The following is a 20,373-nucleotide window of genomic DNA, read 5'->3' on the forward strand; positions in this document are numbered from 1 at the left end:
TTTAAAGTTTAGTTGATTTTCTAAAAATACTGGCATTACCACCCAAAATCCAATAGTATATTATCCTTAAATTATTATATTTTACCTACTTTGAGTTAAAATAGCACTATCCGGAAATATTGACTTATTTTTAATCCGAAAAAACAAAAAACAACTAACCTTAAAACAAAAGATATGACTATTGGAGTTGGCGGATCTGACGCAATTGCAGAATTAGAAAAAATACAGGATATGACACTGAATGTGAAAGCCATTCAGCCGGAAGAATATCAAACGCGAATTGAGAAAGCAGTATCCCTTATCAAAACAACAGGCTTTAAAGCTTTATTTCTGAATGCCGGAACCAATTTGTATTATTTTACCGGAACGAAATGGAACCCTTCTGAAAGAATGGTAGGAGCTCTATTGCTTGAAGATGGTAGCCTGGAATATATCGTTCCGAAATTCGAGGAAGGTACTTTTAGAAAATTCATGCAAATCGATGGTCACCTGAATTGCTGGGAAGAACATGAATCTCCCTCTGTTTTATTTGGAAAAATACTACATGACAAAGGCATCAATAACAGTAAGATTGCACTGGATGAATCAGCTGGTTATTTTTTAATTGATGCGATCGTGAAAGCTAATCCTGGTTATGATTTTGAAAATTCCCAACCTATTACTACAGGCTGTCGTATTCAGAAATCAGCAAACGAAATTGCCATTATTCAGCAGGCCAAAGAAATTACCATGGTGGTACAACGCGCTGCCGCCCGCATCTTATATCCGGGTATAAAAGCCGAAACGGTGGTCGATTTTATCAATCAGGCGCATATCAAAGCCGGAATTTCCTCAGGATCTTATTTCTGTATTGTATTGTTTGCTGATGATTCCCAATATCCACACGGAGTAACCACTCCGCAGGACTTAAAAGACAATGATGTTGTACTTATTGACACTGGCTGTCGTCTGGAAGGTTATTTATCCGACATCACCCGAACTTATGTGTACGGAACTCCAACCGAAGCCCACATAAAGATTTGGAATTTAGAAAAGGCCGCTCAAAAAGCAGCTTTTGATGCGGCACAGTTAGGTGCAACCTGTAGCTCTGTTGATGATGCCGCACGTAAAGTAATCGCTGCAGGAGGCTTAAGTGCCGATTATGAACTTCCAGGACTTCCTCATCGTGTAGGTCACGGAACAGGATTAGACATTCATGAACACCCATACCTTGTAAGAGGCAACACTACTGTTTTACAGGAAGGAATGGTGGTAAGCAACGAACCTATGCTTTGTATCCCTGGGCAATTTGGAATTCGTCATGAAGATCACTTTTATATGACTGCTGACGGCCCAAAATGGTTTACCACTCCTATGCACAGTATTGACAATCCGTTTGGGATTGGTATTAATTAAGTTTTATTTTAAAGACATAAAAAAGGGGAAACAATGTCGTTTCCCCTCTTTCTTTTTACAACCAAATTATTTATTTAACCAATAATTTTTTAGTATCTGTGAAGCTTCCATCTGTAGCTACCACAATATAAACTCCTTTTCTAAGGCGATTTACTTCATAAGAAGCTGCATTTCTTACTACATCCACTACGTTTCCTGCACTGTCGTAGATCGTAATTTTGATATCCGACAAGTTTAGATTAGAGAAGTTAAAATTAACAACATCCGTAGCCGGGTTTGGATACAATGTAAATGATCTTGTAGCGTCAGTCTGAACTGCTCCGGCACTTCCGTTTTGCAAATCAATTGAAAGCGGGGCACTCCAATCACTGGTATCAGTGGCATTTTTAGCTCTAACTCTAAACTGATAAACCGTTTGTGTGCCTTGTTTCGGAATCCACAAATAATAAGTAGTAGAAGTTCCGAAAGTTGTCCATACTGTACTAGCATTATTCAGCTGCACTTCATAGCTTGTAGCATTAGCTACTGTATTCCACGAAGCATAAAATCCTGATGTATATACTCCTGAATTACCAATATTAGTTGGTGTAGGCAATGTCACCGGATTTGGTGCTGTACCCGCAACGACTGTATAATCTTCTACTTCCCCATCGCCGATGTTACCACAAGCTGACGGATTTGAATAATACTTCATTACAATACGCATTCTGGTCGTTCCCGTAAACGTAATCGGGGTAAAACTTCCCGTTGCAGTTCCAGTGGAAGAAATTCCATCAATTACTTTTTCGGAAGCATCAAAAACATTGTTTTTGTTATAATCAATCCATACTCCCCAGTATTCTAAGTAAGATCCTCCTGAGAAACCTGCTGCCAGACTCACATTTGTGACTGTTCCCGGAGTTACTGTTACCGTTTTAGAAGTAAAATTAGCATAACCACCTGCATCTTTACCAGATGTGTTTGTAAAACTTCCAATCGTTACTGAATTAATATATTCGTAATTACTATTAGCCTGAGCAGTACAATATGCCGAACCTGCAGTAAGAGTTGCCGTTACTTCATTTGAATAAGCTGAATAAACCGTATTTGCTTTTGCACGTACTCTGTACTTATAAGTATTTCCGGCTGTTAAACCTGTGTTGGTGTATGTAAGCGCTGTACTTGGTAGTGTTGTTATTTCAGCAAAAACATTATCTGTTCCTGCTCTTTCTACTACGATATTCGTTGCATTTGTCGCATTATTTACCCACGTCAACTGTACTTGTAAGCTGGTGTTGTTAACAGTAGCCGCAAGACTTGTAGGAGCCAAAACAGTTGTAGTTGTCTGAGTTCCCGCCTGAATTGATTCGTTTGGTTTGGTATTGTAAGCAAAGTCTAAAACTGAATAACCAACGCCTCCTGCTTCTACTTTTACATGCAGCCAGCCGTAGCATGTACGTCCTCTGCTTTTGTATTCAAAACCAATATAACCTGTTTGATTGTCCCAGGCTGTATACGTTGCCGTTCTTAAATCTAACTGATCTGGATATGCTGCTCCCGGAGTTACAAAATTACTTGATGCTCCAATTGTAGTCCCCTGAGCAATCAAACTGATGTTTCGGGTACCTGTTGGCCCCACCAATCTTTTGCCATATGTTTCTACTTTTAAAGCTGCAGCTGCAAACTGCCACGCTCCGTATTCTGTATTGTCTCCGATTCCTAAGTCAAAATATTGCCATGGTTGCGCTGCCGAAGCAACATAATCGGAATTGTTTACATAAAACACACCATAAGGCGCATCAAATTTCAGATTGATTGTTTTTGATGCATTATCAAGTGTCGAAATCCCTCCTGTAATAGCAGCATCTTTGAATGTAATTGCTACCGCGGCATCATTTGCCGGAAGATGTGCTGTTGCTTTTCCGGTGAAGGAAACAACTACTTTATTATTTCCTGAAAGCGTAAGAACTGCTGTTAAACCTGAAGGAACTCCTGTAATGGTATAATCAGTTCCTGCCGTTAAAGTTCCCGTACTTTTAGTAAAAGTTCCGTTGTTAGTGGATAACGAAATGGTGCTGGTGGTCGTAACACCTCCGTCATTAGCTTCGGCTTCATACAGTAAACTTTCAGATAAAACTACTGCCGTTTTGTTGGTCATACCTGTATAAATAGGAGTATTAGGCTGTGTATTATAAGCATATTCCGAAACGGTGTAACCATCTCCGTTAGCCGCAACATCTACCTTGAACCATCCATAACAAGTTAGTCCGTCAATTTTATATTCGAAACCAACATATCCTGATTTTCCGTCCCAGGCTGTATAATTTGCAGTTCTTAAATCCAGCTGATCCGGGTATGCTCCCGGAGCTACCATGTTACTAGCTGGTCCAACAGCTGCATTTTGTCCTAATAACGTAATATTTCTGGTTCCACTTTCGCAGACTAATTTTTTACCATAGGTTTCAATTTTCAGAGCATTGGCCGCATAACGCCAGGCTCCAAATGAAGTATCATCTCCTTTTGCAATATCAAAAGGTTTCCAGATTAAAGCGGAAGAAATATTAATGTTAGGCATGTCTACAAAAAAGATTCCGTATGGATCGGTAAATCTCAAATTGTAAAACAAAGAAGTACAAGACAAACCTGTGATTCCTCCGGTAAATGCTGCAGGTAAAAAGCTGATCCCTGCAGTTGAATTTTGTGCTGCTGCATGATTTGTTGCTTTTCCTGAAAGCGTTACCGTCACTTGTCCGTTTGAGTTTACAGTAACAACCGGTGTGATCCCTGCTGGAAAAGTGTGAGTAAAATGAGTTCCTGCAGTCATTGTTCCTGAACTTAGCGCAAAGGTTTTCCCTCCGCTTAAGGTAACCACTGATGCCGTATCAAAAGCTCCGTCATTAACAACTGTTTCCTTAAAACTAGTTCCGGTTGCCACTAAACTGCTCTCGGTAGAATTCACTCCCGTATCAATTAAGTTTTGTGGCTGCCAGAGTGTGATCCTGGCAGGGTGCTGTAAAGCTGCCAGCATTCTGTCGATCTGCCCCTGGGTATACATTTTATAACAGCCTTGTGCGCCATTGTACCCCATATAGTTTTCGATGTTTACTTTATCTCCTGTACAATTGGTTCCCGGTGTACAAGCCAGAGTGTGCTTAGCGTCTTCTGCAGGAGTGTCGGCAACTTCATCTGTGCCGGAGCAGCCTCCTTCGAAAGTGTGAATCAGGTTTAAGAAATGTCCAAACTCATGTGTCAGCGTTGCTGAAAATTCTTTGCTGTAGGAGTTGTCATAAAGGTAAGCTCCATTAAAGACTACACGCGCTGTATTGCTGGCAGTCATTTCTGAACTTGGATACCAGGCAACTCCCGAGTTGTTAAAAACTCCTTCGTTATACAAATCGTTCTGAATATAAACGTTCATGTATTTTTTATTGTCCCAGGCATCGGCGGCAATCTGGTCGTCATAACCTCCGCCATTTCCGTAACCGTTTTTAGCGGCATGAAAAACAACTCCGTTGGTACATCCTCCGTTCGGGTCTTTTTTTGCCAGTTTAAATTCGATGTTTAGAGTTCCTCTTCTGGCCTGAAAAAAGGGTTCAACGGTTTGATAATCTGCATTTCTTCCGTTAAAATCGTCATTTAATTGTGCCAGATGATTGACGATTTTTTCATAGGTAATGGTTTTTCCGCTTTGTACATCTCCATAAATATGAAAAACAACGGGAATAGTGTAGGTAGTTACTGCTGCACTTTTTGAAGTCTTGCTTTTACGCTGAAGTGCGAAATTGTTGGTAAAGGTTTCAAAGTCTTTTTTTTCCTGAAGTGATTTGGGGCTACTCCGATACATTTTGGCGTTTTCTTCAGTAGTCCGGCAAGGAAGTCCCTGCGCGCTCATTTTTCCTATCGAAAAAACAAGCATTAATACTAGTAGTTTTGTTTTCATTTTTTTTGGGTTAATTTGTTGGCATCAAAATTAACAGCATAGGTTCTATTTTACTGATACTATGTTATTTAAAAACAATATATAATTAACAACTTTTTAACTTTAAAAAAACACACTATTTAAAAATATTCTATAATTAATGAGCTTTCACAAACAAATAAGCATTTTTACTAAACAAAAACCAAATACACGACAAAGATCAAGTCAAGAATAAAGTCGCTAATTTTATTAAGCAGTAATTTGCTCACGAAGCGGTTTACATTTCACACTAACCTTATATATCCCTATTTATTAAACAAAAAAAAACCGGAACCCAATTAAGGGCCCCGGCTAAAAACAAGAAAACTAATTCAAATTAAAATTTATCCCAGAAAATCTTTGTAGTCATTAAATCTCCACCTATAGCAGAGGCGGCTGCTTCATAATTTTCTTTATTTAAAGTTTTATCGAAGATCGAATAGATAGTACGAACCGGTACTTTTCCCTTAGCAGCATCGACTGCAGTTGAAGGTGCTACTAAAACAGGAAAATCTAATCTTCTGTATTCTGTCCATGCTTCAAATCCTCTGTTGTAATAAGCGATCCAAAGCTGGTAGGCTACTTTTTCTTTAGCTGTTCCGGCAGCAGTTGCAAAATCAACATCTGCTCTGTTCAAATAGGTTTGGGCATCTGCATTAGAGACTCCCCAAAATTTCATGCTGGCCTGAATTCCTTTTTTATAATATTCCTCTACGGTACCTCCTACACTAAAACCTCTGTTAGCAGCATCAGCTAAAAGGAAACATGTTTCAGTGTAATCAAAAAGTACTCCCGGGTTTGTTTTTTCTTTTAATCTTAATCCCATATTAGAATAGTCCCCATAAGTTACCTGTTTTGCATAAGGTGCTCCTTTATAGTTGCCTGACTTTTTAGAGGCTGGATTAAAGAAGGTATCACGTCTTGGGTCATTTTTAGCATTCAATTCATCCACAAAAAAGGCTGTAGGTATGGTCTGACTTTCATTTACCAAGGTGTCATACAAAGGATTCATGTCTACAAGTGAAGAGAAATACTTAAACAATGCCGTTTCAGCTTCGCTTGTCATTACTCCTGAGCTATAAGCACTTTCTACTATAGCTTTTGCTTTTGCAGGCTCAACGTCAGCAAGGTGTAATCCTAGTTTTAGTTTTACACTGTTGGCTAATGTTTTCCATTTACCCACGTCTCCTTTATACACTAAGTCAGCTGAACCAAAACTCTCTTTACCGGCATCCATGCTGGCAATTGCAGCATCCAGTCTCGTAGCAAGATCAAAATAAATGGTTTTGGCATCGTCGTACTTAGGATAAGGATATACATCAATATTCAATGCTTCACTGTAAGCCACATTCCCAAACAAATCAACAAGGGTTTGATAAGCCATTACAATCTGAATATCAAGTATTGCAATTTTGTTTTTCTTAATTGCCGTTTCAACAGCTCCTAATGCTTCTTTACTTGCAACTTGTTTTTGCGCATTTACTAAATCCTGCAATACATCGCGGTATAACAAAATGGCATGAGAGTTTCCTAAGTTTCTTCTTTCCATATTGTAATTCACCTCATCTGTATACGTTGTGGTGCTCCAATATTGAGCATATCCTCTAAAATTATTGCTGTTTACCGAAGCATTGGTCAGGAAGAACGCATAGTTTACCTGTGCACTGGTCATAAGCGCGCCCGGTAAAACAGTAGTATACGCTTTTTTATCCTGATTTAAATCTTCTAAGTTATCACATGAAGCAACCGAAAGTAAAATGGCTCCTGCAAAAAATATCGTTTTTACTATTTTCATTTTTTTGTTGTTTTTTAGAATTGAACTTTCATATTAAAGCTGTACTCTTTTGATGTTGGTAAAACTCCTGTTTGGAATCCCTGAAGATTTCCTGAAGAAAGTCCCGCTTCCGGATCAGCATAAGGCAAATTTTTATGGATGATCCACAGGTTACTTCCATTGACTGCAAAAATCATATTGCTGATAAAAGTTTTCGCCAGAAATTTTGAAGGTACTCTATAGCTCAATCCTAACTCACGTAGTTTCACATAAGAAGCATCGTAAACATATTGCTGCTCTGGCATTGAGTTATAGAAAGAATATCCATCTGCACCTTCTACACTAACCACCTTATCATTTGGAGTTCCATCTGCCTTAACACCTGCTAACAAAATCCCTCCGCCATTGGCAAGGGGCTCTCTTTGTGGATTCCCTAAATGGTTGTTAGAAACTGTACTTTCGTAGATTCCCGTAGTATGTCCGAAACGTTGATCTAACGAATAAACGTCTCCTCCTTTTTTCACATCAATCAAAAAGTTTAACGAAAAGTTCTTGTATGTGATTACGTTATTCAAACCTCCAATCCAGTCCGGATTTACATCACCAATTGTTGCACCGGCTGTTTGCTGGTATCTTCCATTTGAACGAATTACTTTTTCTCCGTTCAGATAGGTAAATCCTGAACCGATCATTTGTCCAAGCGGTTTCCCTACCTCAGCAACATATCCTACTCCCTGGAAAGATCCTAACGAAATTCTGTCAGCTCCTCCTAATGAGATTACTTCATTTTTGTTCGTAGACCAGTTTACTTTTGCTTCCCAAGAGAAATTTTGTGTTTTAACCGGGATTACAGATAAGGTTACCTCAAACCCTTTGTTCTGAACATCACCTGCATTTATCCAGGCTCTTGTATATCCGGTTTGTGTAGGAGTTTCAATAGAAAGAATCTGATTGGTTGTATTGGTTTTGTAGTAAGTAAAATCAAACCCTACTCTGTTTTTAAACAGTTTAAATTCAAGACCTGCCTCAAAACCTTTCGTCTGCTCACTTTTTAAGTTACCGTTGCTTTTGTTATTTTCTGTAGAAAAACGAATTCCTTCAGGTCCAAAATTATCATTCTTTGGATAAGTCGCAATAATCGTCCCAAATTGCGCATCGTTACCTGTATCCGCATAATTCAAGCGTAATTTTCCAAAAGAAAGCCAGTCGGTCTTAATGTGATTACTAAAAATATAAGTTCCTGTAATCGATGGATAAGTATAAGTACTATTTGCAGTCGGCAATGTCGAAGACTTATCTACACGGTATGTCCCTTCAATGAAATAAGTTTCACGGAAATTAAATCCAGCACTTGCATAAACACTATTTGTACCAATAGTTACCTGAGTCTCACTTGGGCTGTTTATTTTATCAACTGAATTATTCAAAGCATAAATACCAGGTACTACCAATCCTCCATTTGTTGCAGCAAAGATTGAATTACTAATAGAACGTCTTGAATTACCACCAAGCATTCCGTTAAACTTAATATCCTCGGTAATATTAGTTTTGAAGTTCATGATCAAATCAAAGTTGACCTCTCTGAATGTTTTGTCAAACCTGGTATACTGACCGCGTGCATTAGGAGTTCTTTTCGATCCCACAGCAATGCGTTCTTCCTGCAACTGGTGGTAAGAATCTACAGATCCTTTACCAATTACATCAAACCAATTGGTGATTTCTGTACTTAAAGCGAAATTTCCGAAGAAACGATCACGATTTAAAGTATTGTAGTTGTTGTACCTTTGAAAATAAGGATTGTCGTGAAACTGAATCGCTAAATCCGTTGGTCCCGCCACACTCCAGGTAGTATTTTGTCCTGTAAGATCGTAAGCATCTTTCAAATCCTGAAAATCTACACTTGTAGAAAACCATTGTCTCACGCTGCTCAGGTAGTTGTTTCCACCATCACCATAACCCGTCTCATTCATTCCTTTGGCATTTGCTTTTAAATAGTTGGCAGAAACCGAAAGTTTAGTTTTTGGCAGGATGTTATAACTTGCCGAGAAGTTAAAATTATCTTTACGATTATTACTGTTTGGCAAAATCCCCTGATTCATGTTATAGTTGGTATAACCAAATCTAAAATCACCTTTTTCACCAGATCCTGTAAAAGCGATATTATTGATATAGGTTAAACTCTTCTGATAGAAATCATTTGGATTTTTCTTAACTGCTGTCCACGGTGTTGCTTTTCCATAACCCGGTAATTCAGGATAAAAAGAACTCCAGTTGTACACCAATAAATTAGGATCAAATCTAGGTCCCCATGAAGCATCATCGGTTGCAGCATAAGGATGAACTCCACTTCCTAAATCAACTGTACCATAAAAATCACCGTATCCACCACCGTATTGATTTTGATATTCCGGTAAAGTTTTTTTATCGACTACCCCAACGGTCACTCCGGAATTGAAACTTACACCCAGACCTCCCTTAGATTTACTTCCTTTTTTCAACGTTACCAAAATCACTCCACTTGCAGCCCTTGAGCCATACAATGCAGAAGCCGCAGATCCTTTCAAAACGTTCATGGTTTCGATATCATCAGGATTGATGTCTGAAGCAGCATTTCCGTAATCGTATCCACCAGTGTTACCCCCGCTTTTTTGATCAGCACTATTGGTATTATCATTGTTCAAAGGAATACCGTCTACCACCCATAAAGCCTGGTTGTTTCCGGTTAATGAAGTTGTACCACGAATCACTACGTTTGTCGAACCTCCAATGTTGTTATTGCGTCTGATTTGTACACCCGCAATTTTACCCGAAATAGAGTTCGCTACGTTACCTGTGTTTACTTTTGTCAGATCCTCTCCTTTGATTTCCTGAGTGGCATATCCCAAAGATTTCTTTTCTCTTTTTAGCCCCAAAGCGGTAACGACAACCTCCCCAAGCTGCTCTGATGCAGGAGATAAAGAAACATTGGCAGTGTTCCCCGTAACGGTTACCTCTACAGCCTTCATCCCAATATAATTAAAGACTAAAACAGCATTATGACTTGTCTTAATAGAATATTTACCGTCAAAATCTGTTTGAGCTCCCGTTTTTGTTCCCTTGATCAATACACTCGCACCCGGCAAAGGCATTCCTGCATTATCTGAAACAATTCCCGATACAACCCGCTCCTGTGCGAGCGCAAATTGTGCTAGCAGTACAAAAAAAAGTACTACCGTTTTTCTTTGAAAAAACTTGAATTTCATAAAATGGTTTTATAATTAGTATTGGCAAATGTTTTGCTTTTTTGATAATTTTTATGATAATATATTATCGCAAAAACCTATTATATTACCCTTTTATTACATATTTAATATTTTACATGTATTATCTTACCCTTTTAAATTTCAATCAAATAGGTATTTATTTTCTTACTTTTTATGATTTTTTAATTAATTTTAAACCACAAAAAAAGGGAGAAATCTCTTTTACAGAAATTCTCCCTTTTTTGTGCTTCTAAAACTACTCTATTTTGTTCCCGAAGGACATTTTTCTTCTATAAATTTTAGAAAAGTATCTACTAAATGTTTTCGGGTTCCTTCGCCTTCATTTATACTATGCGAACGATTTGGATAAATCATGAGATTAAAAACTTTGTCGTATTTTATGAGTTCATCAATCAAAACTTCCGCATTTTTGTAATGTACATTATCATCACCAGTCCCATGAATGTATAGCAGGTTCCCATTTAAGTTCTTGGCATGTGTTACGGGAGAAGCCAGAGTGTAAGCCGCTCCATTTTCACCCGGCAAACCCATATAACGTTCGGTATAAATATTATCGTAAAAATGCTGATCCGTAACCGCCGCAACCGCTACGCCTGTTTTGTATATTTCAGGATACTGAAACATTAAATTTAAAGTTACTGCTCCACCTCCGCTCCATCCGTGTACTGCAACTCTATTGGTATCAATAAAATCCCATTTCAAAACCTCCTTTGCTGCCATCGCCTGATCGCGGGTATTGATAATTCCAATATTTTTATAGATCGATTTTCTCCATTTTGTTCCTTTCAAAACCGGAGTTCCTCTGTTGTCCATTGCAATTCCGATGTATCCTTTCGGAATCAATAAACTTATCATCCCATTAAATAAAGGCATATCATTAGCTACCGAAGCCATTGGCTCTCCATACACGAAGAAAAACAACGGATATTTTTTTGCCGGATCAAAGTCAAGCGGTTTCGCCATGATTCCATCCATCTCAACACCATCAACCGTGGTTACTTTGAACTTCTCCAAAGAAAAATCACGTTCCGGTTTTGTAAAAGCATCTGTTTCTTTTGGTAGTATTTTTTTATGGTCTGATAATGATACCAGACGCGCGTTGAAGTCACGGTTGATATTAGAATTGGTGTGTTTTGCATACGATCCGTCAGTAGAAAACTCATACTCATTAGTCCCTTCAAATACTTCCGGAGTTATTCTTTTTGTTTTGCGTGAATTCAAATTTGTTTCATACAAATAACGCTGCGTTGCATCCTTAGGACTTGCGATATAATAAATTGATTTTGTCTTATCATTATAGGCTTTAAAGTAAGCATCAAAATTTCCGGTGGTAATTAGTTCTTTCTTTTTTCCGTCACGGCTAATTTTATAAACATGCATCCAGCCATCGGCATCTGAACTCCATAAAAAAGATTTACCGTTGTCTACAAACTGACAAGGGAAACCATCGTACACGCCTGAAGAAACATCAAAAACATCAATCCATTCCGCCGATTTTTCCTGATAGATTAAACTAGCTTTTCCTGATTGCGTATTACAATTGTAAAAAGAAACCTGATTTTGATTTCTATTCAGCTGTATTACCATTACCTCATCTTTAGCAACCCATTCCATTCGAACCAAATAATTATTATCAGGTTCTCCCGGAATATCAAGCCAGTTTGTTTTTACAGAAGCGATATCAATGACCCCAATTTTTACAGAAGAAGGTTTTTCTCCTGCCTTAGGATATTCTACCGGAACTACAAATGGATACAAGGCATCCGTATTGTTAATCATTAAATGAAACTTTGTTTCTGAAGCATCTACGCGCCAAAAAGCAATGCTTTTGCCATCGGGACTCCAGCGAAATCCATCACGCGCTGCAAGTTCTTCTTCATAAACCCAATCAAAAGTTCCATTAATTACCTTGTCCGTTCCGTCGGTGGTTAAAGACGTTATTTTGGCTGAAGCCAGATTTTCAAGATAAATGTTATGCTTTGAAACATACGCTACATTTTCGTTATCACTGGAAAACTTAGCAAACATTAAAGAAGACTCTTCTAAACTGGCGCCTAGTTTTCTTCCTTTTCCGGTGGTTAAGTCAAAAAACCAGTAATCACCTTTGGTATTAGCTCTCCATACTTTTTTTGAATTGGTATACACCAGCACTTTGGTTTTGTTCTGATTCCAGACCAATTCTTCGACCTCTCCTTTAAATCCTGCATTTGTTAATTGCTGTTGGGTTAAAACAGTAGTATTCTTATTTAACTGATCGACATCATAAACCAAAATGTTCCCTCCTGAATTTACCCAAAAGGAATGCGAATTAGGCAGCCATTTTAATTCATTAATATCAATGTCTTTTTGAGCCAGCATGCCCGAACAGACAAAAAGAAGCAATAAGAAGTATTTTTTAATCATGGTTTATTTGGTATTTATTAGCTGTTCTATCTCTTCAATTTCAATGGGCATTTCTTCAGATAAATTGATGTTTCCGTCTTCTGTCAACAAATAATCATTTTCCAGTCGGCACCCAATTCCTTCTTCGCGAATGTATATTCCGGGCTCACAGGTAAGAACCATTCCTTTTTCAAAAGGTTTGGAATACAATCCGACATCATGAACATCAAGTCCGAGGAAATGAGCTGTTCCGTGCATGAAGTACTTTTTGCAAACCGGATTATCAGGATCCTGGGCCGCAATTTCTTCTAAAGTAATCAATCCCAGTTTCACCAGTTCGGTTTCAACAAGGCTTGCCATCTGCAATTCGTAGTCCTTTGATAAAACGCCAGGTTTCAAAAACTTTGACCCTTCTTTAAGGCAATGCAAAACCGATTGGTAAATTTCTTTCTGACGAGGCGAAAATTTTCCGTTTACCGGAAGACAGCGCGTGGTATCTGAATTGTAATTGCCATAACAAACACCAAAGTCTACCAAAAGCATATCGCCATCCTTACAAACCGAATCATTGGTGTTGTAATGTAAAGCACAGGCATTTTTACCCGAAGCAATAATAGGTTTGAACGCATGACGGTTACCTCCATTTTTAATATAATGATACGCCAGTTCAGCCTCAAGTTCATATTCTTTTACATCAGGTCGTACGGCTCTCAACAGTGCTTTGAATCCGTCAACACTTATCGCAATTGCTTTTTGGATTAAAGCAATCTCTTCGGCTGATTTTACCGTACGAAGTTCTCTTGTTATTTTTGCAACACGTTCGTATTGATGCAGTGGGTATTTTTGTCTGCACCACTGAATCATTCGATCCTGACGTGTATTCATTTCTGCAGTTATTCTTTTAATGTGTTCATTGTGCCCTAAGTAAATCGCATCCGCTTCAAAAGCAAAAAGTTGTATCGCTTTTTCAAATTCATGCACCCACTTTACATTTTTAATTCCTGAAATGGCGGTAACTTTATCTTTGGTCAAAAAATCTCCGTCCCAGATTAATGTATGCTCACTCACTTCTTTTACAAATAAAATGGCTCTGTTTTCTTCTTTAAAAGCATCGGGATAAAGTACCAAAATGGTCTCGTCCTGCTCAATTCCGGACAAATAAAATAAATCATTATTTTGGGCAAAACCCATTACATCATCGGTATTATTTGGCATCACATCATTTGAAGTCAGTATAGCCAAACTATTTTTTTGCATTTTTTCGACAAACCTCTTTCGGTTATTTTCAAATAAAGAAGCCGGAATTGAATCGTATCTCATAGTTTATAATTGAAACATTTTAGTGTCAACAGAAGTTGTTTTGCCTGAAATAATCTCTGTGATTATTTTTCCAGTTGCCGGTGCGAGGCTTAATCCCATCATGGCATGTCCGGTGGCGAAAGTCAAATTTACAACTTTTTTTGCACGGGTAATAATCGGCATTCCCGAAGGTGTACAAGGTCTGAAACCAAACCAGGTATCCTTATTTTCAGGCATTTCAACCTGCATGTCGGGGTAAAACTCATTAATACTGTTTATAATTCCCTGCAGTCTGTTTTTATTAATTTTGGTATCTCCGGTATGCGTAATTTCCATAGTTCCTCCAAAACGGATATCATTATTCATAGGTGTCACCGCAACTTTACCTTCACACAAAATAGATGGAATCGAAGGTTTGTGATTTTTATCCTTCAGGGTAAAACTATATCCTTTTCCCGGTAAAATAGAAACCGAAACGCCCAGTTTTTTAGCCAGTGAAGGACTCCAGGAACCTGCCGCCAATACCACTTCATCGGTAGCAAATATACCTTTGTCTGTTACTATTTTTGTAATTTTATGATGATCGAAAACAAAATCCTGTACAGTGGTACCGGAATGGATTTCTACCTTTAATCTTTTTAATTCTTCTTTGATAAATTGCATGAATTTTTGCGGATACAAATGTGCATCACCTTTGTAGTGTATCCCACCCAAAACATCGGTTTTGGTGCCATTTTCTAATTTTGCAATCGCTGCTCCGGAAAGATAGTCTACTTCCAAACCTAACTTTTCCGCCTCTCTTGCTTCATGAAACATTTCATGGGCTACTTTATCCGTTTTATACAACATTAAAAGTCCCTTTTCTTCATAAAAGAAAGAATTGTTTTCTTTGGCAAAATCCTGATACAGTTCTTTACTTAGCAACGATAAATCGCGAAGTGCAGGCATTGCTTTTTCTACATGTTTTTCATTTGCATGTTTGTAAAACTGAAGTCCCCATTTGATCAGATTTGCATCCAATCTCGGTTTTACATAAAACGGACTCTGACTGTCAAACATCCATTTCATTCCCTGAGCAATCATACCGGCTTGTGCGAGCGGAATTATATGCGACGGAACTATCATTCCCGCATTTCCATAAGAACAGCCATCATCCATAGGAGACTGATCAAAAATAGTTACCTCATATCCTTCTTTTGCCAGATAATAAGCTGTACACAAACCTATTATACCTCCTCCAATTATACTTACTCTTTTCATTTGTTCGAAATTAAAAAATTCATTGAAGAAGAATCTTATCCTCCTTCAATGAATCTGAATTTTTAATATTTTTTTAAATTACCTGAAATCCATGAGCATACGGATCATTTGCTTCATCAATGATGATGGTATTGTAACCGTATACTTTTGCCCAGCCCTGAATACTTGGTACAATTGCCGGAATATCTCCAATCGAAGTTTCCTCTACAACTTTCCCAATAAACTTGCTGCCAATGTAACTTTCGTGGATGAAATCTTCTCCAACTTTAAGTTTGCCTTTAGCGTGTAACTGTGCAATTCGTGCCGATGTTCCTGTACCGCATGGAGAACGATCAATTGCTTTGTCTCCGTAGAAAACCGCATTTCGGCCCGAAGAGGTTGGATCTAAAGGTTCCCCTGTCCACAACATATGACTAACATCACGGATGGTATCATTTTCGGGATGAATAAAATAATCCGGATATTTGGCATTGATTCTTTTACGGACTTCCTGGCTCAGCTGGACAATTTTACCAGCCGAAAAGTCCTGAATTCCTGAAAAATTCTGTTGTGGGTCTACAATTGCATAATAGTTCCCGCCATACGCAACATCAAAAGTAATTTCGCCCAGCTCAGGACAATCAATTGTTAATCCTTCTGCTGCTAAGTATGATTTTACATTGGTCAGACGTACCCAGTCGACTTTGTTTCCGGTTTGCTGGTACTCGATATTCACGAGACCGGCTGGTGCTTCCATTCTTATTTTCCCTGGTATTTTTGGGGTAATCAAACCTTCTTCGATGGCAATGGTTATTGTACCAATTGTTCCGTGACCACACATCGGCAGACAGCCTGAGGTTTCGATAAACAAAATCCCAAAATCGTTGGCAGGATCACTTGGCGGATATAAAATACTTCCGCTCATCATATCATGTCCACGAGGTTCAAACATTAGCCCTTTACGGATCCAGTCAAATTCTTTTAAAAAATGCTGGCGTTTTTCACTCATATTAGCGCCTGTCAAGTTTGGCCCTCCTCCTGCCACTACTCTTACAGGATTTCCGCAAGTGTGCGCATCTACACAAAAAAAAGTTTTCTTTACCATTTATTATATCTGGGATTTTGTTTGAATATTATTTAATGTTCTTAAAATCTGTAATGGATTTTCGTTTTGCAATTCTGCAGGCAATAACTCATTTGGCCAATTCTGGTAACTAAACGGTCGTACCCAGCGATAGACAGCATGAATTCCAACCGCTGTAAATCTGGAATCAGAAGAGGCCGGATAAGGACCTCCGTGAATCATTGAAGGACAAACCTCAACTCCCGTAGGAACGCCATTAAAAATCAATCGCCCTACTCTGTTCTGCATAGCCGTAATCAGCTCTTCCTGATTTTTTAATTCCTCTGGCTCTCCTATAATTGTTCCCGTTAATTGTCCGTCTAACTGATTGACAATTTTTAAGAGCTGTTGCTCGTCATCACATTGTACCAGTACCGAAACAGGTCCGAAAACCTCATGACTTAAAGTTTTATTCTCTAAGAAAGTTTTTCCGTCTACAGTCAGTACTTTCTGCACTCCGTAATTTGGCGCTGCTTCGCCTTTATATTCAGCAATTTTAACAACTCCATTTTGCGCTATCAAGGTTGCTGATCCTTCTTCAAAACCATCTTTCATTGAAGGGTGCAACATACAAAATGGTTCAATTTTTTCAATAGCCTGAGTCAATTCTTCTGAAAATTTATTTAATTGAGCTCCTTTAATTCCAAACAGCAATCCCGGATTGGTACAAAACTGTCCTGCTCCAAGCGTAATGGATCCTGCATAGGCAGTCGCCCATTTTTGACTGTTTACTTCTACTGCTTTTGGCAAAAGAACCACTGGGTTCACACTTCCCATCTCGGCAAAAACCGGAATAGGTTCTGGTCGTTGTGCTGCAAGATCAAACAAAGCTCTTCCGGCACGAATACTTCCTGTAAAACCAACTGCTTTCACCAATGGGTGTTTCACCAATGCAGTTCCGAGAGTTGTTCCTCCTCCAATAAGATTAGAGAAAACTCCCTCGGGCATATTTGTTTTTTGTGCTGCTTTGATAATCGCTGAGGCCACCATTTCACCGGTTCCTATATGCATCGAGTGACTTTTTACAATCACGGGACAACCTGCTGCTAAAGCTGAAGCCGTGTCTCCTCCAGCTGTTGAAAATGCAAACGGAAAATTACTGGATCCAAAAACCACAACGGGTCCAAGGGGTACCAAAATTTTGCGCAAATCTTCTTTTGGTGCAGGAACTCTGTCTATTACTGCCGTATCAATTGCAGCCTGAACCCAGCTCCCTTCAATGAGCATTTGGGCAAACGCGCGTAGCTGACCAACCATTCTTCCGCGTTCTCCCTCTGCTCTGCCCATTGGAAAGCCGGATTCACTGCAATACTGAACTAACAAATCATTTCCTAAAGCTACGATTTCATCTGCAATCGCATTTAAAAAACCTGCTCTTTCAAGACCTGAACTTTTTTTATAAGTACCAAACGCCTGATGCGCCAAAGCAACTGCTTCTTCAATTTCTTCATGAGTTGCTTCCGTAAAAACCCAGGGATTTTCGACATTAAGCTGCGGGTTAAATGTTTTAAATGTCTTATTACCGGCAGCTTTAAGTGTACTTCCCACGTAATTTTTTCCTGTAATCATATTTCTTTTGTGTTGTTTGAATAAATACTTTACAATTCTTAGAGTCTGTTTAAAATTTATTTTTGAGATTTATTATCAAAGGATTTTCGAGAGAGAAGAGGCAAATTTTAATAAAATAGCAGTGCTATTGTATTAAAATTTAACGGCTTTGCAGCCGAAAATCATCATAAGAAAGCCAACAAATAAAATTTAAACAGACTCTTAAAGAAGAAATTTGTAAAACCAATTGTTTTCAGCGTACGGTTACAAATTTTTATAATCAGGCAAAGTTGGTCTTGATTCTAAAGATCTGGTAATAATTCCCAAAACTTCTTCTCTATCTGCTCCCTGAAGAGGCAATCTAGGTGCACGAACATATTCTGTTCCAATACCTGTTGCTACTTCTGCCAACTTAATATTCTGTACTAAAAACGAATTGATATCCAACTCTAATAAAGGAAGGAACCATCTGTATATTTTTAAAGCTTCGTCAATTCTGCCTGCTTTGGCTAATTTGTATATCGCAACTGTTTCTTTTGGAAAAGCACATACCAAGCCCGAAACCCAACCATCAGACCCCATTAGTAAACTTTCTAAAGCCAGTGTATCTACTCCTGATAAAATCTTTAATCGGTCACCAAAACGATTAATCATTCTGGTTACGTTCGAAATATCTCTGGTTGATTCTTTTACAGCCTGGATGTTATCATATTTTAAAATTTCTTCAAACATGTCCAGCGTAACTTCAATTTTATAATCTACCGGATTATTGTAAACCATTATAGGAAGTGAAGTATTTTTGGCTACTTCAGAAAAATACGTTACTGTTTCAAAGTCCGAAGCTTTGTAACGCATTGGAGGCAACATCATCAACCCTTTTGCTCCATCTTTTTCTGCTTTGTTGGCTGCTAAAATTGCAGCACGTGTAGTTTGTTCTGCAATATTCATGATTACAGGCACCTGGTTGTTCACCATGCTAACGGTACCTTTTACCAATTCACTTCTTTCTTCTTCTAAAAGAGTGCTTGCTTCTCCAAGTGTACCGCCAAGAATTATTCCTTCAACACCTGCTTCTAATTGTGCTTGTAAGTTGACTTCAAACATTCTGAAGTCTAGTTTATCATCTGCAGTAAATTTAGTCGTTACCGCCGGCATTACGCCTTTCCATTGAATACTCATAATATCGATTTTAATTAAGACCAAAATTATTTATATTGAACAAAGCAGGAGGCTTAAAAATTACCTCAAAACAATATTATATTACCCTATATAAACCAATTACAGAAAAAACCAACTAATATATTGCTATTTTTTTGACAAAATAAAATATATTTGAATTAACTAACCTCGACCAACCATGAAAGTTTTTCCATTTAAAATCCCTAAATCGGGAGAAGATCCTCTTATATATCAAGAGGATAGAGAGATCGTTTTTTACGACAAACTCCATCAACACGAAGAAATTCAAATTAGCTTTATCGAAAAAGGACAGGGTGCCATTTTTGCCGGCGACACCATTTCGCACTATCGCGAGGGAGACATTCTAATGATTGGCAGCAATTTACCTCATGTTTTCAGAAGTGAGGTATATGAAAATGAATCTTCGATCATGCGTACCTTATTTTTTACGACAAACTCATTTGGAAAAGAATTCTTCACGCTTACCACTTTTAAAAACATACACCCTTTTTTAGAAAGTAGTAAAAATGGATTTATTATTCACAATGCACCCAAAAAAATTACCAAGTCGTTTAAAAAGCTAAAAAAAGCCGACAATTACGAACGATTCATTTTGTTTCTGGAGATCATAAAGTGGCTCTCTAACAGCGACAGAGAACAACTCTCGAATCATCTCTACGACAAAAAAATTACCGATAATGAAGGCAAACGAATGCAAACCGTATTCGAACACGTTATGACCAACTATCAAAAAAACATTAACCTGGACGAAATCGCTTCGATTGCTAATATGACGAAAAATGCTTTCTGCCGGTATTTTAAAGTCCGGACCAACAAGTCGTTTTTCCAGTTTTTAATCGAAGTGAGAATTGAACATGCCTCGAAGCTATTGGCCAACAACAGTGAGCTTTCGGTTCTCGAAATTGCCGAATTATGCGGCTTTAACAATATTTCCAATTTCAACCGAAAATTTAAAGAACTAAAGCAGTCCTCCCCGCTGCAATATCGAAAACTGAATCTATAAGTAGTTTACTGTGGCTTAACCGCAAGGGACGCTAGGATTCTTTTCTTATTAGATTTTATATAAACGCAACGTTCGCAAAGCATTACCTTATCGCTTTGCGAACTTTGCGTTTTACTTTTAGACTTCTATAAAAAAACTTTGTGCCCCTTCCGGTTAAAAAAACTACTCAATAGAAAGCCGTGTCATAACAGGATAATGATTTGAGTTTTC

11 protein-coding genes are annotated in these 20,373 nt (G+C 38.2%); 2 read left to right on the forward strand and 9 right to left on the reverse strand.

Going from position 1 to position 20,373, the window contains the following annotated elements:
- The first annotated feature begins 174 nt into the window (after window positions 1-174).
- On the forward strand, window positions 175-1,395 hold the full coding sequence (locus FLA105534_RS01975) for a M24 family metallopeptidase (RefSeq protein ID WP_173964373.1): 1,221 nt from the start codon (window positions 175-177) through the stop codon (window positions 1,393-1,395).
- Window positions 1,396-1,465: 70 nt separating this feature from the next.
- Here the strand turns inward: FLA105534_RS01975 and FLA105534_RS01980 are convergent, their stop codons facing one another.
- From FLA105534_RS01980 to FLA105534_RS02020, 9 genes are all read right to left on the reverse strand, one after another.
- A complete protein-coding gene (locus tag FLA105534_RS01980; protein ID WP_173964374.1) occupies window positions 1,466-5,314 on the reverse strand; it encodes a M43 family zinc metalloprotease in 3,849 nt (1,282 codons plus the stop codon).
- 355 nt (window positions 5,315-5,669) lie between these two features.
- Window positions 5,670-7,127 carry a SusD/RagB family nutrient-binding outer membrane lipoprotein gene (locus FLA105534_RS01985; RefSeq protein ID WP_173964375.1) on the reverse strand — a complete coding sequence of 486 codons (1,458 nt, stop codon included), beginning with the start codon at window positions 7,125-7,127 and terminating at the stop codon, window positions 5,670-5,672.
- Between the two features lie 14 nt (window positions 7,128-7,141).
- Window positions 7,142-10,348 (reverse strand): SusC/RagA family TonB-linked outer membrane protein, encoded by a 3,207-nt coding sequence (locus FLA105534_RS01990; RefSeq protein ID WP_173964376.1) that lies wholly within the window; start codon window positions 10,346-10,348, stop codon window positions 7,142-7,144.
- Window positions 10,349-10,609: 261 nt separating this feature from the next.
- On the reverse strand, window positions 10,610-12,772 hold the full coding sequence (locus FLA105534_RS01995; protein WP_173964377.1) for a S9 family peptidase: 2,163 nt from the start codon (window positions 12,770-12,772) through the stop codon (window positions 10,610-10,612).
- A 3-nt stretch (window positions 12,773-12,775) separates the two neighbouring features.
- Window positions 12,776-14,071 carry an aminopeptidase P family protein gene (locus FLA105534_RS02000; protein WP_173964378.1) on the reverse strand — a complete coding sequence of 432 codons (1,296 nt, stop codon included), beginning with the start codon at window positions 14,069-14,071 and terminating at the stop codon, window positions 12,776-12,778.
- Window positions 14,072-14,074: 3 nt separating this feature from the next.
- On the reverse strand, window positions 14,075-15,310 hold the full coding sequence (locus FLA105534_RS02005) for an NAD(P)/FAD-dependent oxidoreductase (protein ID WP_173964379.1): 1,236 nt from the start codon (window positions 15,308-15,310) through the stop codon (window positions 14,075-14,077).
- Window positions 15,311-15,383: 73 nt separating this feature from the next.
- Window positions 15,384-16,394 carry a 4-hydroxyproline epimerase gene (locus FLA105534_RS02010; RefSeq protein ID WP_173964380.1) on the reverse strand — a complete coding sequence of 337 codons (1,011 nt, stop codon included), beginning with the start codon at window positions 16,392-16,394 and terminating at the stop codon, window positions 15,384-15,386.
- A 3-nt stretch (window positions 16,395-16,397) separates the two neighbouring features.
- On the reverse strand, window positions 16,398-17,981 hold the full coding sequence (locus FLA105534_RS02015) for an aldehyde dehydrogenase (NADP(+)) (RefSeq protein ID WP_173964381.1): 1,584 nt from the start codon (window positions 17,979-17,981) through the stop codon (window positions 16,398-16,400).
- A gap of 243 nt (window positions 17,982-18,224) precedes the next feature.
- On the reverse strand, window positions 18,225-19,139 hold the full coding sequence (locus FLA105534_RS02020; RefSeq protein WP_173964382.1) for a dihydrodipicolinate synthase family protein: 915 nt from the start codon (window positions 19,137-19,139) through the stop codon (window positions 18,225-18,227).
- Between the two features lie 178 nt (window positions 19,140-19,317).
- Here FLA105534_RS02020 and FLA105534_RS02025 point away from each other — a divergent pair, with 178 nt between their 5' ends.
- Complete coding sequence (locus tag FLA105534_RS02025; protein WP_173964383.1) at window positions 19,318-20,163, forward strand: AraC family transcriptional regulator; 846 nt, start codon at window positions 19,318-19,320, stop codon at window positions 20,161-20,163.
- Window positions 20,164-20,373 lie beyond the last annotated feature (210 nt).

Source organism: Flavobacterium collinsii (assembly GCF_902804485.1).
Taxonomy (GTDB): domain Bacteria; phylum Bacteroidota; class Bacteroidia; order Flavobacteriales; family Flavobacteriaceae; genus Flavobacterium; species Flavobacterium collinsii.